16 protein-coding genes are annotated in these 21,627 nt (G+C 67.6%); 11 read left to right on the forward strand and 5 right to left on the reverse strand.

What is annotated here, in order from left to right; all coding sequences use genetic code 11:
- The first annotated feature begins 3 nt into the window (after window positions 1-3).
- Genes F3H87_RS11285 through F3H87_RS11325 form a run of 9 tightly spaced genes read left to right on the forward strand, consistent with a single transcriptional unit; the run spans window position 4 to window position 15,474 of the window.
- On the forward strand, window positions 4-1,824 hold the full coding sequence (locus tag F3H87_RS11285; protein WP_149788647.1) for a S1C family serine protease: 1,821 nt from the start codon (window positions 4-6) through the stop codon (window positions 1,822-1,824).
- Between the two features lie 4 nt (window positions 1,825-1,828).
- Window positions 1,829-3,103: a hypothetical protein gene (locus F3H87_RS11290; RefSeq protein ID WP_149788646.1), complete on the forward strand. Its 1,275-nt coding sequence runs from the start codon at window positions 1,829-1,831 to the stop codon at window positions 3,101-3,103.
- On the forward strand, window positions 3,100-6,234 hold the full coding sequence (locus F3H87_RS11295; RefSeq protein WP_149788645.1) for a virulence factor SrfB: 3,135 nt from the start codon (window positions 3,100-3,102) through the stop codon (window positions 6,232-6,234). Before F3H87_RS11290 ends, F3H87_RS11295 begins: the two co-directional genes overlap by 4 nt.
- Window positions 6,235-6,251: 17 nt before the next feature.
- Window positions 6,252-8,960: a putative virulence factor gene (locus F3H87_RS11300; RefSeq protein ID WP_149788644.1), complete on the forward strand. Its 2,709-nt coding sequence runs from the start codon at window positions 6,252-6,254 to the stop codon at window positions 8,958-8,960.
- A 3-nt stretch (window positions 8,961-8,963) separates the two neighbouring features.
- Window positions 8,964-9,989, forward strand: a complete 1,026-nt coding sequence (locus tag F3H87_RS11305; protein ID WP_149788643.1) for a hypothetical protein — start codon at window positions 8,964-8,966, stop codon at window positions 9,987-9,989.
- Window positions 9,986-11,926 carry a vWA domain-containing protein gene (locus F3H87_RS11310; RefSeq protein ID WP_223228036.1) on the forward strand — a complete coding sequence of 647 codons (1,941 nt, stop codon included), beginning with the start codon at window positions 9,986-9,988 and terminating at the stop codon, window positions 11,924-11,926. The genes F3H87_RS11305 and F3H87_RS11310 overlap by 4 nt, the downstream gene beginning before the upstream one ends.
- A gap of 4 nt (window positions 11,927-11,930) precedes the next feature.
- Entirely contained in the window at window positions 11,931-12,704 is a 774-nt protein-coding gene (locus tag F3H87_RS11315; protein ID WP_149788642.1) for an ABC transporter ATP-binding protein, read from the forward strand.
- On the forward strand, window positions 12,701-13,900 hold the full coding sequence (locus F3H87_RS11320) for an ABC transporter permease family protein (RefSeq protein WP_149788641.1): 1,200 nt from the start codon (window positions 12,701-12,703) through the stop codon (window positions 13,898-13,900). The genes F3H87_RS11315 and F3H87_RS11320 overlap by 4 nt, the downstream gene beginning before the upstream one ends.
- A complete protein-coding gene (locus F3H87_RS11325; protein ID WP_149788640.1) occupies window positions 13,900-15,474 on the forward strand; it encodes a formylglycine-generating enzyme family protein in 1,575 nt (524 codons plus the stop codon). The genes F3H87_RS11320 and F3H87_RS11325 overlap by 1 nt, the downstream gene beginning before the upstream one ends.
- Before the next feature lie 6 nt (window positions 15,475-15,480).
- Here the strand turns inward: F3H87_RS11325 and F3H87_RS11330 are convergent, their stop codons facing one another.
- The 5 genes from F3H87_RS11330 to F3H87_RS11350 form a co-directional block, all read right to left on the reverse strand.
- Window positions 15,481-16,764, reverse strand: coding sequence for a TRAP transporter large permease (locus tag F3H87_RS11330; protein ID WP_149788639.1), 1,284 nt, complete (start codon window positions 16,762-16,764; stop codon window positions 15,481-15,483).
- Entirely contained in the window at window positions 16,757-17,284 is a 528-nt protein-coding gene (locus F3H87_RS11335) for a TRAP transporter small permease (RefSeq protein WP_149788638.1), read from the reverse strand. Before F3H87_RS11335 ends, F3H87_RS11330 begins: the two co-directional genes overlap by 8 nt.
- Window positions 17,285-17,339: 55 nt before the next feature.
- On the reverse strand, window positions 17,340-18,320 hold the full coding sequence (locus F3H87_RS11340) for a TRAP transporter substrate-binding protein (RefSeq protein WP_149788637.1): 981 nt from the start codon (window positions 18,318-18,320) through the stop codon (window positions 17,340-17,342).
- A 102-nt stretch (window positions 18,321-18,422) separates the two neighbouring features.
- On the reverse strand, window positions 18,423-18,566 hold the full coding sequence (locus F3H87_RS11345; RefSeq protein WP_149788636.1) for an entericidin A/B family lipoprotein: 144 nt from the start codon (window positions 18,564-18,566) through the stop codon (window positions 18,423-18,425).
- Window positions 18,567-18,681: 115 nt separating this feature from the next.
- Complete coding sequence (locus F3H87_RS11350; protein ID WP_149788635.1) at window positions 18,682-19,242, reverse strand: recombinase family protein; 561 nt, start codon at window positions 19,240-19,242, stop codon at window positions 18,682-18,684.
- Between the two features lie 302 nt (window positions 19,243-19,544).
- Between F3H87_RS11350 and F3H87_RS11355 the strand changes: the two genes are divergently transcribed.
- The gene (locus F3H87_RS11355; protein WP_149788634.1) at window positions 19,545-20,279 is read left to right on the forward strand and encodes a response regulator transcription factor; all 735 of its coding nucleotides are present in this window, start codon (window positions 19,545-19,547) and stop codon (window positions 20,277-20,279) included.
- Between the two features lie 281 nt (window positions 20,280-20,560).
- A complete protein-coding gene (locus F3H87_RS11360; RefSeq protein WP_149788633.1) occupies window positions 20,561-21,601 on the forward strand; it encodes a glycosyltransferase in 1,041 nt (346 codons plus the stop codon).
- Window positions 21,602-21,627: the final 26 nt, after the last annotated feature.

Raw genomic sequence — 21,627 nt, forward strand, 5'->3', positions numbered from 1 at the left:
GCCATGGCCGAACATTTCCTGACCAAATCGCAGATCGAACTGGGCCAGTGCCTTGAAACCGGCAGCGGGCTGGCGCTGGAAAGCCATGCCGCGCTGGAACGCATCCTCGCCGACCGGGTGTCGCCCGAGGCCGCCGCGCTGTTCGCCGAGCCGCTGATCAACCGTGGCAATGACGAGGCGCCCGCCAGCATCGCGTGGTATACCGACCTGCCCGGCGACGGTCGGCCGCTGTCGGATCTCGGAGACAGCGAACGCAGCCGGGTCGAGGCGATCCTGACCGAGCAGCTGCGCGCCATCCGCGAGGTGCTGAACGACCCCGAGGACGGGCCGCTGGTCGGCGCGGCGCTGCATCTGGCCGGCACGCCCAAGGGCGATGTCTGGGTGGTCAACGGCCGCCCGGTCCTGATCAACTGGGCGATGATGCCCGCGGGCGCCGGGCATGACTCCGCCGCCCGCGCCCGGGCCTTTGCCGCCAGCCTGGGGCGTTACCTGCCGCTCAGCGCGGCACCGCCCGTGACCGCGCAGGACGTGGCGGCGCGGCGCTCCGCCACCGCCGCCGCATCGGAACCTGCCACCAGCGCGCCCGCGCCCGAGGCGGACAAACCCGCGGCCGCCGTGCCGCCGCCCGGCGCGGTGCCGCCGCCGCCGCCCGCGCGCGAACCCCGGCGCCACGGGCTGATGTCGTGGCTGCCGCTGGTCCTTTTGCTGCTGATCGCCGCCGGCACGCTGTTCTGGCTGCTCAGCCCCGGCACGCGCATCTTTGCGCAGGCCGACCCCGATGCCGCGATCAGCGCCGTCGAGGCCGCCGATGCCGTGGCCGAGATCAACGCCGCGCTGACCGCCCGGCGCGATATGCTGCAGGCGGCGCTGGACGGGGCGCAATGCCGCGCCGACGGCACGCTGCTGATGCCCGACGGCATGACGATCGAAGGGCTGTTGCCGATCAACCCCGACAATCCCAATGACGGGCCAGGGAAAAAGGCGCAGGCCGCGCCGACCTCGATCCTGCCGCCCGATCCCGCGCGCGTGCAGGTGCCGCAAAGCGGCAGCATCGACACCGCCGCGCTGCTCGACCTGATCGAGGAACGCACCGTGCGCGTGGTCGCCCGCCTGTCCGGCGGCGCCGCCAGCACCGGCACCGGCTTTTTCATCGCGCCCGATTTCGTGGTGACCAATTTCCATGTCGTTTCAGACCCGCGCATCACCGAGGTCTTCGTCATCAACGAACGGATCGCCCGCCCGCTGGATGCGCAGGTGGTCTCGGTCTCGGGCCCGATCGGCGAGAACGGCGACGATTTCGCCCTGTTGCGCGTGCCCGAGGGCAAGCAGCCGTTTTTCCGCATCCTGAACACCGACAGTTCGCTCAAGCTGCGCAGCGTGATCGCGGCGGGCTTTCCCGGCGACATGGATTTCGCCGCGGGCAATCCCGACGGGCTGACGCGACCGCCGACCATGACGCTGACCGACGGCACGGTCAGCAACGAACAGACCCTCCAGGTGACGCCGGGCGGCGCGTTTCGCGCCATCGCGCATTCGGCGCCGATCTCGCAGGGGAATTCGGGCGGTCCGCTGGTCGACATGTGCGGCCGCGTGGTGGGGGTCAACACCTTCGTGCGGGCGGGCATGTTGCGGACGGTGAATTTCGCCCTGTCGGCCCGCGACCTGCTGGATTTCCTGGCCGCGACCCCGACCGCCCCCGACGTGGTGACGCAACCCTGCTCGCCCGAAATGCTGCGCCCTGCGACGCGCAGCGCGGAAACCGCCGCGCCCGCGCAAACCGCGCCCGCCCTGCCCGATTTCGGCCTGTCGCCGGGCACGGAGTAGCGCGATGTTCGAAGCCTTCATCGTCACCACCTCTTCGGAAGGGCTGAGCGCGCTCGGCAGCCGCGAACAGCGGAATTTCGAGCTGATCACCGACACGGTGCGCGATCACCTGGGCGAGGATCACGCCGCCCTGTTCGGCGAACCCGTGGCGACCGAGCACGGCGACCGCTACGACTGGTACGCGCCGGTGCAGGGGCGTCCGCGCAAGCTGCCCGACCTGCCCGGGGACGAGGCCGACGCGCTGCGCACACGCCTCGATACGCTCAGCGCCGATATCGCGGCGCTGGCCGACCGCCTGTCATCGGACGGCAGCGCCGACGGTCAGCGGCTGGGCGAGGCGCTGCACAACGCGCTGCGGGTGCCCGGCGACGAGTATATCTATGCGGTCGGCGAGGGCGACAGCGCCCGGCCGGTGCTGGTCAACTGGGCCTGGGTGGGGGACGAGCACCGCTCGGAACGCGGCGCGCTGACCGGGCGGGACACACGCAGGACCGCCGCCGCGAGCGCCGCAGCCGCCACCGCCGCGGGGGCCGCCGCGGCCACGGCGGCGCGAACCGATACCGCGACGGCCACCGATACCGGGGCCGGGACGCGCGAAAAGCGCCCCTTTGCCTTTCTTCCCTGGCTGCTTGGCCTTGGCTGGCTGGCGCTGGCCGGGATGCTGGCGGCGATCGTCTGGCTGCTGATCGCGCCCTGCGCCGTTAACGGTCCGGCGTGGCTGTCCTTCTGCCCCGCCGCCGCGGCCGAGGCGCCGGTGCTGCGCGCCGAAACCGCCGCGCTGGAGGATCAGATCGACCAGCTTGAGCGGCGCATCGCCATCGCCGACCGCGCCTGCCAGCCGCCGCCGCCCGAACCGCGCGTCATCCAGGAGGCCGCCCCGCAGGCCGATTTCAGCGAACGGCTGGAACGCGCCGGTGCGGCGTTGGGCGATCTCAACTTCTCGCTGGCGTGGGATGGCGGCTCGGATGTCGATCTTGCGGTGACCTGCCCCTCGGGCCAGACCGTCGCGTTCAACCAGCGCAACGCCTGCAACGGCCATCTCGACGTGGACAGCAACGTGGCGACGATCCGGCCCGAGCCGATCGAGAACGTGTTTTTCAACGGGCCGCAGCCGGGGCAATATACCATCCGCATCACCCTTTTCACCAAACGCCAGCTTACGCCGGTTCCGTTCGAGGTGCTGATCCGCGACGCCTCGGGCTCGCGCGTCGAAAGCGGCACGCTCGAAACCGAGCGCCAGAGCTGGACCATGACTTACACTTACACAGGCACGCCATGATCTCCGACCGCAAGGAACAACTCCGCCCGCTCATCAACTGGCACGACGATATCACCATCGTGCCGTTTTCGGGTGTCCAGCTTCTCGATTTCGGGTTCTCCATCGACGACCTGACCGCGCGGCCGTGGAAATTCATCGAACGCCCCACCGGCGAGGGCGACGACAAGGCGCTGATCCCGCTGTCGGGGAACGAGGAAAAGGACGCCCCTATCGAGGACGCGGCCACCGCCGAGGACGATCCCTATTCGATCCGCGCCACCGCCGCGATGGAGCCGTTCCTGGCGAAATGGGTGCCGGTGCCGGTGCTGCGCATCAAATCGGAACGCGGCGCGGCGGGCGAGGAACGCTATGACAACGGCCCGTCGAGCTGGGCCCGGCTGCGCGTCGTCGAACTGCCCGCCCCCGATCCCGACACCGGCCATACCCACCGCGTGCAACTGGCGCTGGATACCGCGCTGACCGCGCAGCACCAGGGCAGCACCTATATCGCGCCGGAACGCGCCGACGCCGAGAACCCGCGCGAGTTCCGCTTCGTGTCCGAGCCCGAGCATATGGACTGGTTCCTGCGCAAGCTGGAAACCGGCGAGGACGGCGAGATACGCGACCCCCAGCTCTGGGTGTCGGAATGGCTCAAGGAGCTGTTTTTGTCCTTCAAGCGCGCCGAACGGCCGGGGCGGCAGATTTCCGAGGAGAACCTGCCCCACCTGTTCGAACACTGGGCGCGTTACCTGGCCTATCTGCAATTCGTCGACCAAGTGGTGAAGATCCCCAAGATTCGCTTCGTCAACACCGTGTCCGAACGCGACGCGGTGACGCCGGTGGATGTGGACCTGGTGCTCGATGTCGGCAATTCGCGCACCTGCGGCATCCTGATCGAACGCTTCCCCGGCGAAAGCCGCGTCGACCTGGTGCGGTCCTTCCCCTTGGAAATCCGCGATCTTTCGCGCCCCGAGCTTTATTATTCCGGCCTGATCGAAAGCCGCGTGGAGTTTGCCGAGCTCAAGTTCGGCGACGACCGTTTCGCCAGCCGCTCGGGGCGGCGCAACGCCTTCATGTGGCCGGGCTTCATGCGCGTCGGCCCCGAGGCGCTGCGTCTGATCCAGCGCGAGGAAGGCACCGAGACGACCTCGGGGCTGTCATCGCCCAAACGCTATATCTGGGATGACGAGGTGCGCCAGCAGGACTGGCGGTTCCACGCCCATGCCGACCCCAACAACCTGCCCAAATCGGTGCGCGCCGCGATGCGCCAGCTGAACGAGGCGGGCGACGTGCTGTCGCGCGTGGAATACGAGGAAAAGAACCGCCTGCGCCCGCGCGGCAAGACCTCGAAGAACCGCGCGATCCGGCCGCGTTTCTCGCGCTCGGCGCTGTTCGGCTTCATGCTGGCGGAAATCATCAGCCACGCGCTTGTGCAGGTGAACGATCCCGGCTCGCGCGCCAAGCGCGCCCAGTCGGAACTGCCGCGCCGCCTGAACCGCATCATCCTGACCCTGCCCACAGCCACCTCGGTGCAGGAACAGGCGATCATCCGCAGCCGCGCCGAGGGCGCGCTGGATCTGGTCTGGGCGATGCTCGGCGCGGGCGAGAACACCACCTCGATTTCCCAGAAGCCCGAGCTTGTGGTCGAGTGGGACGAGGCAAGCTGCACGCAGCTTGTCTATCTCTATTCCGAGATCACGCAGAAATTCGAAGGCAATATCGACGCCTTCCTGCGGCTCAAGGGCACCGAACGCACGCAGCCCGGCGCATCGGCCCCGGCGCCCAGCCTGCGGCTGGCCTGCATCGACATCGGCGGCGGCACGACCGACCTGATGATCACGACCTACTGGGGCGAGGCGAACCGCGTCCTGCATCCCGAACAGACCTTCCGAGAGGGGTTTCGCGTCGCGGGCGACGACCTGATCCAGCGTGTTATCTCGGGCATCATCCTGCCACGCATACAGGCGTCGATCGAGGCCGCCGGCGGGCGCTATGTCGGTGAAAAGATGCGCGAATTGTTCGCCGGCGATATCGGCGGGCAGGATCAGCAGGTGATCCAGAAACGCCGCCAGTTCGCCCTGCGCGCGCTGATGCCGCTGGCGGTGGCGATCCTGTCGCACAGCGAAACCGCGGCCGAGTTCGACCGGTTCGAGCTGTCGGTCGCCGACACGCTGGGCCTGCCCCGGACCGACACCGGGGACGAGGCAGCGGACGATGAACCCGTCGGCGGAGAGCGCCCCGAAACCACCCGCCCGCAGCCCGAGCCGCTCGTTTCGGGCGAGATACTGGGCTATATCGAACAGGCCGCGCGCGACGTGGGCGCGTCGGACTGGTCCTTTGCCGACACCTCGTTCACCATCTCGCGCGAGGACGTGGATGCGATCGCCCGCGAAGTGTTCCAGAAGGTGCTGGGCAACATGGTCGAGGTGATCGACCACCTGGGCGTCGACGTGGTGCTGCTGACCGGGCGGCCCTCGCGCCTGCCGGCTGTGCGCTCGATTGTCGAGGAAATGCTTGTCGTTCCGCCCAACCGTCTGATTTCGATGCACAAATACAAGACCGGGCGCTGGTATCCGTTCCGCGATCCGATCACCCAGCGCATCGGCGATCCCAAAAGCACGGTGGCCGTGGGCGGGATGCTGATCGCGCTGTCGGAAAACCGGATTCCGAATTTCAAGGTCACCACCGCCGCGTTCCAGATGAAATCCACCGCCCGCTTCGTGGGCGAGATGGACAATAACGGCCAGATCCTCGACGAACGGCTGATGTTCTCGGAGCTTGACCTGGACAGCCGCGGCGGCGCGCAGGAGGCGGTGGTCAACATGTTCTCGCCGGTGCATATCGGCTCGCGGCAACTGCCGATCGAACGCTGGACCACCACGCCGCTCTACCGGCTCGATTACGCCAACCCCTCGGCGCAGCGCCGCCCCTCGCCGATCCGCGTGACCTTTGAAAAGGCCGATTACGACGACAGCGACGAAACCAGCGCCGAGGAAACCCTGCGGCGCGAGGCCAACCGCGAAGCCTTTGCCATCACGCTGGTCGAGGATGGCGCAGGCGACGGGATGAAGCCGACCGATGTGGTGCTCAAGCTGCATACGCTCGGCTTCGAAGACGAATACTGGATCGACACCGGCGTGTTCCAATACTGACGGACGGGGATGAACAGATGACCACACAAGAGCAACTGGCAGAGCGTTGCGAAGCGGTCGAAAAGGCCGCGCGCGCCGCGCTCGACTGGGTGAACGATCCGGCGAACGCGGATACCGTCGACCTCAAGCACAAGTCGGCCGTCAAGCTGCTGCGCCGGGGCGCGCGGCGGGCGATGAAACTGTCCAGATCGGCCCGCACCAAGATGTCGGTCTCGGTCTTCGGCCCCTCGCAGGCGGGCAAGTCGTTCCTGGTATCGGTTCTGGCCCGCCCGCAGGAGGGCCGGCTGACCGCCGATTTCAACGGGCCGGGCGGGCAGCTCGATTATATCTCCGAGATCAACCCGGCGGGGGATGGCGAATCCACCGGCCTCGTCACCCGCTTCACCATGTCCAAGGACCCGACCCCGGACGGGTTCCCGATCAAGCTGAACCTGCTGACCGAGGCCGATATCGCCCGCGTCATCATCAACAGCTTCTACAAGGATGGCGACCAGTCAGAAACACCGCCCGAGGCCGAGGAGCTGGGTGCGCATATCAAGACCTACGAGGCCAAGGCCCAGCCCGGCGACGTGCCCGGCCTGTCCTTCGAAGAGGTTTATGAGATCGCCGAATATATCCAGAACACCTTTGGCAAGGCCGCCTATGCCGCCGCGATGAACCGCTTTTACGACGAGGCCGCCGCCCTTGCCCCGCGCATGTCGATCCGCGACCGCGCCGGTTTCCTGTCGATCCTGTGGGGCGGCTACCAGCCGCTGACCGATCTTTATATCCAGCTGGCCGAGGCGCTGGCGCAGATCGACCATGCCGAGGTGGTCTATGCACCCCTGTCGGCGCTGACGCCGCGCGACGTGTCGATCATCGACGTGAAAACGCTGCACGGGCTGTTCGAGCCCGGCGGCGACACCCTGCCCCTGCGCACCGAGGGCGGCAAGCAGGCCGACCTCAGCCGCGCGGTGGTCTGCGCGCTGGCGGCCGAGCTTGTCTTTCCCATGCTCGACCAGCCCTCGGACCTGTTCGAGGAAACCGACCTTCTGGATTTTCCCGGCGCGCGCAACCGGTTCGAACAACCGCTGACCAAGACGCTGGAAACCCCGCAGGAAACCGTCACCCAGATGCTGTTGCGCGGCAAGGTCGCCTATTTGTTCGACCGCTATGTCGAGAACCAGGAAATCACCTCGATGCTGCTCTGCGTGCCCGACAGCAACATGGAAACGCTCGACCTGCCGCCACTGGTGGACCACTGGATCGGCATGACCCACGGCACCACCGCCAAGCAGCGCGCGAAAACCGACTGCATCCTGTTCTTCGTGCTGACCAAGTTCGACAAGCATCTCGGCGACAGCGCGTCCGGCGGCAGCGCCTCGGAACGCTTCGAACGGCGCATGAAGGCGTCGCTGCTGGAAGGGTTCGGCAAGCTCAAGACCTCGTGGGTGCATGAGTGGGCCGAGGGCAAGCCGTTCCAGAACTGTTATTGGCTGCGCAACCCCAACTATTTCGTCGAAGGGCTGATCGACTATGACGACCAGAGCCGCGAGGTGGCGATCCGAACCGAGAAAGAGGCGCGCGTCGCCGAGCTGCGCGAGGGCTGCCTGGCGACCGAGGCCGTGCGCGCCCATTTCAAGGACCCCGACCGCGCCTGGGACGCCGCGCTGACGCTCAATGACGGGGGCGTGGGGTATCTCACCGACGAGCTGACCAAGGTGTGCAAGCCGACCTCGAAGATCGGGCAGATATCGGCCCAGGTCGAAAAGCTGGCCGAGGACATGCATACCGAGCTGGCCGCCTTTCACGTCTCGGACGATATCGGCAAGCGTATCGAGGAAAAGCAGGCCGCGGCGGCCGAGGTCATCGACGGGCTGGAAATCGCATTGCAGCGCCACCGCTTCGGCGCCGTGCTGTCGGCGCTCATGGTCGATCAGGACCAGGTGCAGGACCGCATTTCGCGCGTGCCCAGCTCGATCCGCATTACCGATGTAACCTCGTCCGCCGGCGCCGCGCGGCCCGTGGCGGCCGCCGGGGCCGCCGTGGCCAGCGGCCCTGCGCGCCCCGGCCGCCCGGCCCGGCCCGGCCGCCCTGGCGGCGCCACGCCCCAGCCGCAGGCCGAGGCCGAGGCGCAGCCGCCCGAGGCCGCCGCCGACAAGCCCGCGTCGCGCGCCGCCGATATCCGCACCATGACCGCCGAGACCTTCCAGGCGGAAAGCTCGGTCGAGGTCTGGATCGAGGGGCTGAACCGCTTCCGCGAGGATGCCGACGTGCTGGAAACCTTCGGGCTGACGCAGGGCTCGGTCGCCAACCTGAACACCGAGCTGACCCATGCGCTGCGCCGCGTCGGGATCGTCAACCAGATCGAGGCGCAGCTCAAGACGATGAATTTCGGCCTGACGGTGGACAAGCGCGCCGAGCCCGCCGCCATCGTCTGCGCCGAGCGGATCAACAATTTCGTCACCCGGCTGGGCACCGACAGCCTGCCCGATACCGAACGCCCCGTCGTCGAGTTGCCCGATGGCGGCACCCGCCCGGTCTTTGCCGGGCGCACCGGCGCCGACAATGCCGACGGCCTTCCGCCCGCCCCGCGCGCCGCCGCCGAGGAGCTGTGGACCGACTGGGTGTTCTCGCTGGATGCGATGTTCGTGGCCAACGCCAAGGACACCGACGCGGGCGAGATCGACATCGAACAGAATCTCCGCCTCGGCGAGATTCTCGAGACCCTCGACACGGAGGATTAAGAATTGAGCCTTGACGTCCGCGCCGACCCGAAACGCCCCAATGGCGGCTATGCCGAGATCGTCGCAGATCCGGCAAAACTGCCCGAGGGAGAGGCCACGGTCACGATTTTCGACGCCTTTTCCGAGCGTTACCTCGGCGAAGGCGGCTGGCAGACCGAGCGCGCCAGCTTTGGCCCCTACCCCGTCGCGCATGAGGACGGCAAGGCGCGGCTGGTGATCGGGCCCGAGATCGTCAACGAGATCGAGGAATACGCGGTTCTGGAAATGACCGTCGGCGAGCTGTCGGGCGAGGTGAACTGGCCCGACGACGTGTTCCCGCTGCCCGGCGCGGCGCGGCTGGGCGGGCTGCACGTGGCCCGCAGCGAGCCCAAACCGGCCAGTCCCAACCTGGTGCAGACCGTCACCCCCGCCACGCCCGCGCCCGACCCCGAACCCGAGCCGGAACCAACCCCTGAGCCCGCCCCTGTGGCGGACCCGCCCGCCGGGGCGGCCGGCCGGTCGCGCACGCCGCTGTTCATCGGCCTTGCGGTGCTGGTTCTTGCCGCGCTCGCCGCCAGTTGGTTCTTCCTGATGGGACCGACCGACACCGTCGAGGAACCCGCCCCCGTCGCCGCCGCGCCCGAACCCGCGCCCGCGCCCGAGCCGCAGAACCCCTGCGCGGCCGACGCCTTTGCCGCGCTTGCCTCGGCCCCCTTTGCCGAACGCAGCGCGCTGATGCTGCGCTGTGCCGGGCAGATCGACGCCGACACCGCCTTTACCATCATCGAGGACGGCGCCGTTTCGGGCGATGCGGATGCGCTGGCGCTGATGGCCGAGCTTTACGACCCCGAGGTCAATTCCAGTCCGGTCGAGGAACAGATCGGCATCTCGCTGAATGGCGGGCTGACGCTGGCGGCCGATTACTACGCCCGCGCCAGGGCCGCCGGGAACACCGCCGTCACCCAGCGCCTGACCGAGATCTGCGACACCCTGCGCGCACAATCCGATACCGAAGCCCGCAACGCCGTTGAGGAGTTCTGCACCCGATGACCCGCCTTCCGACCGTTCCTGCCGCCCTGCGTGACACCGTAATCGGGATGCTTCTCACGGTGCTGCTGGCCGCGCCGGTGCTGGCGCAGACCGCGCGCCCGCTGGTCCGCGAGGGCACCACCACCGTCTACCAGCGGGTGCTGACCCGTCCCGGCGCCACGCTGCACACGGCACCGGACGGCGCGGCGGGCGAGACCTTTCCGGCCTTCCAGCCGCTTTACGTCTTCGCGCGGGAAAACGGCTGGTCGCAGGTCGGCCCCTCGTCGCTGTCCGGCCCGGTCGGCTGGGTCGCGGATGGCACGGTCGTCGACTGGAAACAGAACATCGTCGCGGCCTTCACCAACCCGGCGGGCCGCGAACGCTCGCTTCTCTTCGGGTCCGAGGACCGGCTGCGCTGGCTGATGGAACACGAGGCCGTGCGCCAGATGGAGGCGCAGCTGATCGAAAAGGCCGAACAGGGCCTGCTTGCCCCCGAGGACGAGGTGGTGGCGATCGAGCCGGAAAACTACGTCAATATCCGTGACGAGCTTTACCTCATGCCGATCCTCGATTTCGTCGAGGACCTGCACCCGATGACCTACGAGGACAACCTGCTGATGAAGGTCGCCTCGCTGCCGCTGAACGACGAGCTGCCCGAGGCCAGCAGCGCCCCCGGCGTTTCGGGCGAGTTCGATGCCGGCGTGGTCTTCGTGTTCGACACGACGCAATCCATGCAGCCCTATATCGAACGCACGCAGGCCGCGCTGTCGAAAATCGTCTACGACATCAACGGCACCGATATCGGCAAGCGGATGAATTTCGGCGTGATGGCGTTCCGCGACAATACCGACGCGGTGCCTGCGCTGGATTATCGCACAAGGATGATCGTCCCGCTGGAGCGGCGGATCAACCAGTTGCCGGTGCTTCAGGCCATCGCCGATACCAAGGTCGCCACCGCGAATTCGCCGGGCTTCAACGAGGACAGCCTTGCCGGGGTCGAGGACGCCATCGACCAGACCGACTGGACCCAGGCAGAGAGCGGCGATCCGTTCGACGCGCGTTACGTCATTCTCGTGACCGATGCCGGGCCCAAGGACCCGCGCGATCCGAACGCGCGCTCGGCCATCGGCCCGGTCGAGATCCAGCGCGACGCCGAGGGGCGCGGCATCGTGATCCTGACGCTGCACCTCAAGACGCAGGCGGGCGGCGAGGCCCAGCACGATTACGCCGCCGCACGCTATCGCGAGCTGTCGCGCTTTGCCGGGCGGCAGTTCTATTTCCCGATCGAGGGTGGCTCGGAAGATGCGTTCGAACAGACCGTCACCACCCTTGTCACCGCGCTGAGCGATCATGTCCGTTATGCGATGGGCGAGGCCGCCGTGCTGTCCGAGGGCGACGCCCCGCAAGAGCTTGTCGATCTCGGCCCGGCGCTGCGGCTGGCCTATCTCGGCGCGCGCGAGGGCACCCGCGCGCCCGACGTAATCGAGGGCTGGGTGACCGAGAAAGCAGCCGAAGACCCCTCGAACCTGGCCATCGAGCCGCGCCTGCTGGTCACCAAGAACGAGATGTCCACCATGGCGCGGTTGCTGGAAAACCTCGTCACGCTGGCCGAGGCCACCCGCGGCGAAGAGGACGCGGCCAATTTCTTCAGCCAGCTTCAGTCGGTGATCGCCGAAATGGCCACCGACCCCAATACCGTGGTGGCGCAGAATGCCGACACGCTGGGCGGCGCGCTGGAATATCTCGACCGGCTGCCCTATCGCAGCCAGATCATGCAGATCGACCAGGACCGCTGGGCCGAAAGCGCCATGCAGCGCCGCGCCATCGTGGACGGGATGCGCCAGAAGCTGACCCAGTACCGCAAGTGGCTGTATGACAGCTCGGTCTGGACCGCGCTTTATGACGATGCCCCCGATGGCGAGCATGTCTTTGCCATGCCCTTCGACATCCTGCCCTGAACCGATGCAGCCGGTGATCGACATCGACGGTCTTTCGGTGACGCTGACCAGCGGGGCGCGCGGCTTTACGCTGGAAATCCCGGCGCTGCGCGTGGCGCCGGGCGAGCGCGTGGCCTTTACCGGCCCGTCGGGCACCGGCAAGACGCTGCTGCTGGAACTGCTGGGCCTGTTGCGCGCACCCGGCGCGGGCCGCTACCTTGCGGCGCTGCGCGACGGTGCGCAGACGGATCTGGGCGCGCTGTGGAAAACCCGGCGCGGGCGGGCGCAGATCCCGCCCCTGCGCGGACGCCTGTTCGGCTTCGTGCCGCAGACCGGCGGGCTGCTGCCCTTTCTGGACGTGCGCGGCAATATCGCCTTGTCGCAGCGCATTTCCGCGCGACCCGACGCCGAGTTGATCGAGGCGCTGATCGGGCGGCTGGGTCTTGGCCCCGTGGCACGGCTGCATCCCGACCGCCTGTCGATCGGGCAGCGCCAGCGGGTGTCCATCGCCCGCGCCCTTGCACACCGGCCGCGTTTCGTGATCGCCGACGAACCCACCGCCGCGCTCGACCCCGAGAACGCGGCCGAGGCGATGGCCCTGCTGTTCGGCGCCGCTGACGAAACGGGCACCGCCGTGGTCGTGTCCTCGCACGACCTGGAGCTTCTGGACAGTTTCGCGCTGACCCGCTACCGGCTGGGCCTGATCCCCGACACCGACCCGGACCGCGTCACCAGCCAGCTTGCGCCGCTGGAGGCATCCGCATCCCGCCCCGCCGCCACAGCGGGGCCCGCACCATGAAGCTGCTTGTCGAACTTTCGCTGCGCGACCTGCTGCGCGACTGGGTCTACCTGCTGTGCAACGTTGCGGTCCTGGCCGGGGTGATCGTGCCGCTGCTGGTGCTGTTCGGCGTCAGGAACGGCGTCTACGACGCGCTTCTGGGCAGACTGCTGTCCGATCCCGCGACGCTGCAGATCGACACCAGCGGCAACAACGCCTTCACCGAGGCCGACCTGGTCGAGCTGCGCGGCTGGCCCGAGGTGCAGTTCGCCACGCTCAAGACCCGGTCGCTTTTCGATTACGTCAACGTGCGCGAGGTCGGCGGGCGCGGCAAGCAGGAGGCGATCATCGCCCCCTCGGGCACCGGCGACCCGATGATCGCGCCGTTGCCCGCGCTGAACGCGGGCGAGGTGGTGCTCTCGGCCGCGCTGGCCCAGCAGCTTGGCGTCGCCGCCGGGGCCGAGGTTCAGCTTTTCACCCAGGCGCCCGAACGCCCGCGCCAGTTGATGCTGCCCGCGCGCGTCGCCGCCGTGCTGCCGCCCGAGCGGATCACGGGACGCGTGGTGATGGGCGACATCGCCATGCTCGACCTGATCGAGGCGTTCTATGACGAATACGCCCTGCCCGATCACGGCATCACCGCCGGCAAGCCGCTTGCCAGCCGCAACGCGACATTCGAAGGCATCCGTGCCTATGCCCGCGATCTCGAAAGCCTCGGCCCCCTGCAGGACCGGATCGAACGGCGCTTTGCCATCGCCACCCAGGCCGACACCGCCGAGGTCGCCTCGGTTCTCGGGCTGGGGCGCAACCTGGGGCTGGCGCTGGCGCTGACCGCCGGGGTGGCCGCCACCGGGCTTGCCGCCGCGCTGGTCTTCGGCTTCTGGGGCGAGGTCGCGCGCAAGCGCCGGATGATCGCCAACCTGGGCCTTCTGGGCCTGCCGCCGCGGCTGATCTCGCTGTTTCCGGTGGTGCAGGCGCTGGTCACGGCGCTGATCGGCCTTGCGGTGTCCTTCGGCCTCTATCACCTGGCTGCCGGGGCCGCCGAACGGCTGTTCGATACCGGGCTGACCGACCGCGGCGGCCTTGTCACCATCTCAGGGACCGAGGCGATGGCGATCGCGCTGGCGGTTCTGGTCTTCGTCACCGCCGCCGCCCTTGTCGCCGCGCGTTCGGCCATGCGCACCGATCCCGCCACCATCCTGAGAGAGCAGAGCTGATGCGCCCGCTTCTTGCCATCGCCATCCTGCTGGCCACAGCCGGGCAGGCCCCTGCGCAAGAGGCGCCCGCCCCATGGGAGCCCGAGCTTTACGATCCCGCCGCCGCGGCGGGCAGTCCCGCCGACCTGACGCTGCCGATGCCCTGCGGCGGGGCGATGGCGTTCCAGCGCGTCACCGTCCCGGTCGAGCCGGGCAACCCCATCGCCGACAGGCGGTTCCGCATCGGCCAGCCGCAGGCCGAAACCGGCTATTCCGACTACCTGCAAACCGCCTATCTGCGCGGCGCCTTTCCCGGCGACAGCCCGGGCGACACCGCCTATTACATCGCCCGCTACGAGATGACCGAGGGCCAGTACCGCGCCCTGGCCGGCGATTGCGCCGCCCCGGCCCGCCGCGACCGGATCGCAAAGGGCGAACTGTCCTGGTTCGACGCGGTGGCGCTGTCGCGCAGCTATTCGGAATGGCTGCTGACCGAGGCGCGCGACAGCCTGCCCGCCGCCGCCGATGGGCTGGCCTTTCTGCGCCTGCCGACCGAGGCCGAATGGGAATATGCCGCGCGTGGCGGGGCCGCCGTCGATCCGGCGATCTTTCCCTCGCGGCATTTCTTCGGCGACGGCAACATGCTCGACTTCGCCAAGCTCAACGCCCCCGGTTCGGCCCGGGGCAAGCTGCTGCCGGTGGGGCTGACGCAGCCCAACCCGCTGGGCCTTTACGACATTTACGGCAATGCCGAGGAACTGATGCTCGAGCCGTTCCGCCTGAACGCGATCGGGCGGCGGCACGGGCAGGTCGGCGGGCTGGTGACGCGCGGAGGCTCGGTGCTGTCGACGCCCGAACAGGTCTATTCCGCGCAGCGCACCGAATACCCGCTGTTTCGCGGCTCGGACGGCAGCGCGCTTGCCTCGGACACCTTCGGCCTGCGCCTGGTGCTGTCGCGCCACGTCACCGCGTCGGACGCCGCCCTGCGCGCCATCCGCGACAGCTGGATCGCCACCGCCGAGGAAAGCGAAGGCGCCGCCGACACCCCGCTGGGCACCCTTGCCGCCCTCATCGACGAGGAAACCGACCCCCGCCGGCAATCCTCGCTGTCCGAGTTGCAGCTTGAATTCCGCCGCGCGCAGGAAGAGGCCAGCGCCGCCTTCGGCGAGGCCGCGAAATCCACGCTGCTGAACGGCGCGGTGCTTGTCGGCGCGATGGCCGACGGCGAAACCGAGATCACCCGCCGCCGCGCCAGCGTCTATCAGACCGTCGACCAGATCCGCCTGTGCAGCGACGAGGCGCAATGCGCCACCCTGCGCGACCTGGCCGGGCGGCTGACCGGCGAACTTGACAGCCTGCGCCGCCTGCAGCGCACCTACCTGGTCTCGCTCCGCTCGGCGCTGGAAACGCTGTCGAACGGGCTGGAGCCCGAGATCGTGATGAGCGCGCGCGAGCTTTTGCGCGGCGAGCTGACCGCCTCGGAGCAGACCGAGATCCTTGCCAATCTCAGCCGGTTCGAGGCGCTTCTAAGCGCCTATACCACCCGCCCAGACATGACCGGGGACGACCTGCGCGCCCTTGTCCTTGCGCGCTGAGCGCGCTCAGAACCCGCTGGCCGTGGGCAGCCAGGTGGACAGGAACGGCAGGAAGGTGATCAGCAACAGCGCCGCAAGCTGCGCCAGGAAGAACGGTGGCATCTCGCGGATCAGGGTCGAGGGGCGCAGATCCACCGTCGAGGACACGACGAAGATCAGGCTGCCCACCGGCGGCGTGGTCAGCCCCATGGTCAGGTTGACGATCACCACGATGGCGAAATGGTTGGGGTCGATGCCAAGCGCATGGCTGATCGGCGCCAGGATCGGCACCAGGATCATCACGCCGGGCAGCGGGTCCATGAACAGCCCGAAGGCCAGCAGCAGCAGGTTGACCGCCAGAAGGAAAACGACCGGCGCCAGGTCCCAGGAAATAATGGTCTCGGCCAGGAATTGCGGAATGCCCTCGATGATCAGCACCCAGGCAAAGGCCCGCGCCGCACCGAGGATCAGCAGCACCGCCGCCGATGTCAGCGCCGCGCGCAGGATGATCGCGGGCAGATCGCGCAGCCGCAGCGAGCGATAGACGAACATCCCCACGACCAGCGCATAGAACACCGCGATGACCGACGCCTCGGTCGGGGTGAACACGCCGAACCGGATGCCGCCCACGATCAGCACGATCAGGAACAGCGCCGGCAGCGCGTAAAAGGCGATGCGCAGGATTTCGGCCAGCGGCGGCTGCGCGTCCCCGCTGGCATAGCCGCGGGCATGGCTGACGCGGGCATTGGCGGCCAGCACCAGCGCGGTGATCAGAAGCCCCGGCAGGATACCCGCCATGAACAGCGAGCCGACCGAGACCTCCTGATCCTGCATGGCGTAGATGATCATGGTGATCGAGGGCGGGATGATCGGCCCGACCACGGCGCTGGCGATGGTCAGCGCCCCGGCATAGCCTCGGTCGTAGCCGCCCTTTTCCATCATCCGTATCATCATCGCGCCGGGCCCGGCGGCATCGGCCAGCGCACTGCCCGAGATGCCCGCGAACATCGCCGAGCTGACCACGTTGGCATGGCCCAGCCCGCCCCTGAGATGCCCGACCAGCGATTGCGCCAGCCGCAGCAGTGCCTGCGTCACCGCGCCGCCGGTCATCAGTTCCGAGGCGAGGATGAAGAAGGGCACCGCCAGCAGCGGGAAACTGTCGAGACCCGCGAACATCTCCTTCACCACGACCAGGTGCGGATAGGACGACCCGAAGCTGAGCGCGAGAAAGACCGAAATCGCCATGGCGAAGGCTACCGGCAACCCCAGTGCCAGCAGCAGGAACAGCGCGGGAAACAGGATCTCAGCCATTGGCGCTGCCCCGCAGCGGTGTGTCCTGCGCCTTTGCTCCGTCCATCCGCTTGTACTTGCCCGCCGTTATCAGGGGGCGGGCGATCAGCAGCAGGTGCAGGATCAGCAGCCCGAACCCCACCGGCATCGCCGCGTAGACGTAAAGGAACGGCAGCCGCATGGCGGGCGTCACCTGGTACTGCATCCGCAGCGCGTATTGCCAGCCGACCCAGACCATGAAGCCGAAAAAGGCCAGCAGCGTCACGACGATAAGCGCCCGAAGCACCCGTTCCCCCGTGCCCGGCAGGGCATCCTGAAGGTTGGTGATGGCGACGTGCCCGCCGACGCGCAGCGCAAGGCCCGCGCCGCCGAAGGTCATCCAGATCATCAGGTAGCGGGCAGCCTCGTCGGCCCAGGGCAGCGAATGCGCCGTCAGGTAACGCAGCGTCACGTTCGCCCCGACGATCAGGGCCATCGCCGACAGCATGGCGATCAGCGCCCAACCGTTCAGCGCAACGAATATGCGTTCCAGTCTCTGCAAGCGGCGCCTTCGGGAATGAACGGGCCGGCGCCACCGGGCGCCGGCCGCATGGGTATTACTCGGTGGCGACGATCGCGTCGACCAGTTCCTTGCCGTAGGTCTCGTAATAGCCCTCATAGGCGGACTGGATCGCGGCCTGGAATTCGGCCTTTTCCTCGGCCGACAGCGTGCCCACTTCCATGCCGCGCTCTTTCAGGGTCTCGACCCCCGAGGTCTCGACATTGTCGACATAGGCGCGCATCGCGCTCACGGCCTCGGTCGCGGCCTTTTCAAAGGCGGCTTTCTGATCGTCGTCCAGCCCTTCCCAGAACGGCTTGGACACCAGCAGCATCGCCGGCGAATAGACATGCCCAGACAGGGTCAGGTATTTCTGCACCTCGTTCAGCTTGACCGACACGATCACCGACAGCGGGTTTTCCTGCCCGTCGATCACGCCCTGCTGCAACGAGGAAACCACCTCGGGCCAGGCCATCGGCGTCGGTGCTGCGCCCATCGCCTCGAAGGCGGCCAGGTGCACGGGGTTTTCCATCGTGCGGATTTTCAGCCCCTGAACGTCCTGCGGATGCTCGATGGCATTACGGTTGTTGGTGATGTGGCGAAAGCCCTGCTCGCCCCAGGCCAGCGCGTGCAGCCCCACATCGTCGAACTTGGCCAGGATCTCCTGCCCGATGGGCCCGTCCAGCACGGTGCGCGCATGGGTCAGGTCGCGGAACAGGAAGGGGATGTCGAAAACGCCGGTATCCGAGACGAAATTCGCCAGCGTGCCCGAGGACACGATGGTCGCCTCGACCGTGCCGATCTGCAGCCCCTCGATCACCTCGCGCTCACCGCCGAGCCCCGAGGACGGGAAATGCCGGAACGCGAATTGGTCGCCGGTTTCGGCCAGAACGACCTCTTCGAGTTTCTGCGCGGCGACGCCGTAATGGCTGTCGGGCGCAAGCGCATAGCCGATCTTCACCTCGGTCTGCGCGGCTGCGGGCGCCGCCAGCAGGGTCAGGGCGCCGACGGTCGCAAGGTTGCGGAACATGGATGTCATGACTAATCCTCCCAGACATTGTCGGCACATTGCTACAGAGCCGACGCAGCGGAGACAAGACACGACAGGCCCGCAAGGCACGATTCCCGTTCCGCGGGTTCCCTACATCTCGTCCTGGGTTTCGCGGCTTTCCTCGCTGATGGTATTGCCGGCCTTCGAAATGTCCTTGCCGGCGCCTTCGATGGTTTCGCAGGCCGCAAGGCCCAGTAGCGCGATGAACAGGGCAGAGATCAGACGCAGGTGCATGATAGGTCTCCTTCGATCGGGTCAATCGCCATACCAACCCGCAGCGACCCGCCCCGGTTCCATACCGCGTGGCAGGCGGGCGCGAGAGCGGTACGGAACCGGCACCATTGCCGGCCTAGCCTTCCAGCCGCTTCACGTGCCTTGCCAGTGTCCGCCGCGAAACGCCGAACCGGTCGGCAAGCCCCGAAAGGTCGGGGACCGGCCGCCCCAGTTCGTGCGAAACTTCCTGCAACTGCCGTTCCGACAGTGCCGGCGGCCTGCCGACCCGCTTGCCCCTGCCGATCGCCGCCCGCATCCCCGCCCTCGTGCGCTCGCTGATCAGGTCGCGCTCGAACTCGGCCAGCGCCGCCATGATGTGAAAGATCAGCCTGCCGCAATTCGAGGTCGTGTCTAAACCTTCGGTAATGGACCGGAACTCGACATTCTTGCGGGCCAGAAGATCGACGGTCTGCACCACGCCGGACAGCGACCGGCCCAGCCTGTCCAGGCGCCAGACGACGAACTGATCCCCTGCCGACAGCGCGTCCAGCGCATGTGCAAGGCCGGGCCGGTCCATCAGCGCCCCCGAAACCCCGTGATCCTCGTAGATCCGGTCGCACCCCGCAGCCCCCAGTGCCGCGACCTGCAGATCCAGACATTGGTCATCCGTTGAAACCCGTGCATATCCGACGTTCATTGAACTTTCTCCTGTTGATCCGGTCAATCTGCCCCCGACGCCCCGCATCGACGCGAAGACAGCCACAGGTGGATTGTCCGCGCAGACGGGAAAAACGACCATAGGTAGAAAATTCAGATAGAATCCCACCCATAGCGTTGACAAAAGGGGCCCTTTTTGTCGCGGGGTGTTTTTTCGCCATGCCGATTGTCCCGAGCCCTGAAAACGTGAAGATCGCCCATCCATTCTGTGTTAGGACATAAAGGGCCCCTTTTGACGCCGGGCCGGGCGACGACGCCGGGGCGGTCCCGCTTGTCGGATCGTTGATCCTCGGCGTGCTGGCGGGGCTTTCGGCGGCCGTGCTTTGCGGGCTTGCCGGGTTCGGCCTGCCGGCCGCGTTCGTCGTATATGTTGCGGTCGGGGCCACGGTGACCTTTGCCGCCCCGATGCTTCCGCTCGCGTTGCGCGCACTGCGCGATCCTGCCGGGCCCACCCCGCCCTCCGACTGCCGCAATGGGGGGCGTCAGGCGGCGTCAGGCACGCCCGAGGGGCTCCTCATCCCGGGTCTTTTCTCAAGGGCTATGCGGCACGGCGGGACCGTGGCGAACCCTCGTCCGCTGAAACCGAAAATGCTCATTGTCGGCCATGACCGGTTTGGCGGATCGCGTTCCGTCGACGACATCTTCGTCGACATGGTCTTTGTCGATACCGGGTTCGATGTCGACACATGCAGCAGCCTGAACGCCGCCGTTTGCGCGGTGATCGATCACCCGGCGCGCTGGCAGATGCTTTGCGTGGACCTCGATATCGTGGACCGCGAGATCGGGCTCGTCGCCGCCGTGGAACGGCTCAGGTTCCTGCGGCGGGCCGTTCCCGTGATGCCGGTGATACTGCTGTCGAGCGATTTTGCCCGGCACGACGACGATCCGCACAGGGCCGCGATTGCCGATGTCAGCCTGCGGCTGCCCGTCTCCGAAAAGGACCTGCTTGCCGGGATAGAGACGGCGCTGGCCAACAACCTGGCATGGCAGCACAGGGCCACGTCCCCGAACCCCTGATTCCCGCGGATTTCGCGGCGATCCCGCGCGCGTTGCAAAGCCCTAAACCATTGACAAAAGGGTTCCTTTTTGTCCAACGCGTATTTTCGACATATCCGGGATATCCCATCCAATAAAACAACGACGACCGTCCGTCCGTTTTGCACTCGGACATAACCGAACCCTTTTTGCAATTTCCGCATCGCATCGCACCTTCATGAACTCGTCATGCAAGTGTCACCGTTCTGAAACGGTGCGGCCGTAACATTCGGGCCGCCACCATGCATTCAGGGGACAGGACGATGACCGTCGCGCGCCATTCCGATTTCGAACTCGACGCCGCCCCGCTGGTCGCGGGCGCACCGCCACGCACCGACCGGCACCTGAGGGTCACGGTGGCCGCGCTGACACGGCAACGCCCCGCGATGCTTGCCGAACTGCTCGACAGTTTCGGGGGCCTCGTGCCGCCCGCGAATTGCACGGTGCGCTTCCTCATCGTCGAGAATGACGACGAACCCCGTTCGCGCGACGAGATCGCACGGCGCGGCGGCCGGATCGGCGAATGCCGGCTGGACTACGTGCTGGAACCCGAGCCCGGCATCCCCTTCGGCCGCAACCGCGCCGCGAAAGAGGCGATCGGGGCGGGCCATGACCTGCTGGCTTTCGTGGATGACGACGAGATCGTCGATCCGGCATGGCTGAAAAACCTGATCGACGGATACCGCAACAGCGATGCGGTCCTGCTTGGTGCTCCGCTGGCGATCCGGCCACCCCTGCCCGGCCTGTCCCGCAGCCAGCGCGCGATGCATGCCTGCATCAGGCGGCGCTACCTCAAGAAAGAGCGCCGCGCCGCCCGGCGGTCGGACCTGATGGGCACGCGCAGGACGACCATCGTCACGAACAACTGGCTGGCCGAAACGGCGATCTTCACCGGGCACGGCCTGTGGTTCGACGAAACCATGCGGTTCACCGGCGGCACCGACGCCAAGTTCTATGCCGAAGCAAGGGCGAAAGGGCTGCCGACCGCCTGGGTCAGTAATGCCCACGTCTACGAGGGCATCCCGCCCGAGCGCTTGGATTTCTGGTACCAGTTCCGGCGCGGACGCGATCAGTCGACCACGAATTTCCATCGCAAGATCGAGAAGACTCCCGCCGCGAAATGGACCGTCCTGATCACCGTCCCGCCCAAGGCCGTCGCGGCCGTGGTCCTGGCCGGGCTGCTGCTGCCGACCGGCGGCGCAACCGCGCTGGAACTGTCGCGCACGATGGGATGGATCGCCGGGCGGATCGGCGCGCTGGCCGGGCGGAAATCGTCGCTCTACCTCGAAACGACAGGGCACTGAGGGCCGCCGCGGGAACGGCCCGTGCC

Origin of the sequence: Lutimaribacter pacificus (assembly GCF_900142185.1) — a bacterium.
In the GTDB taxonomy this organism is placed as follows: domain Bacteria; phylum Pseudomonadota; class Alphaproteobacteria; order Rhodobacterales; family Rhodobacteraceae; genus Lutimaribacter; species Lutimaribacter pacificus.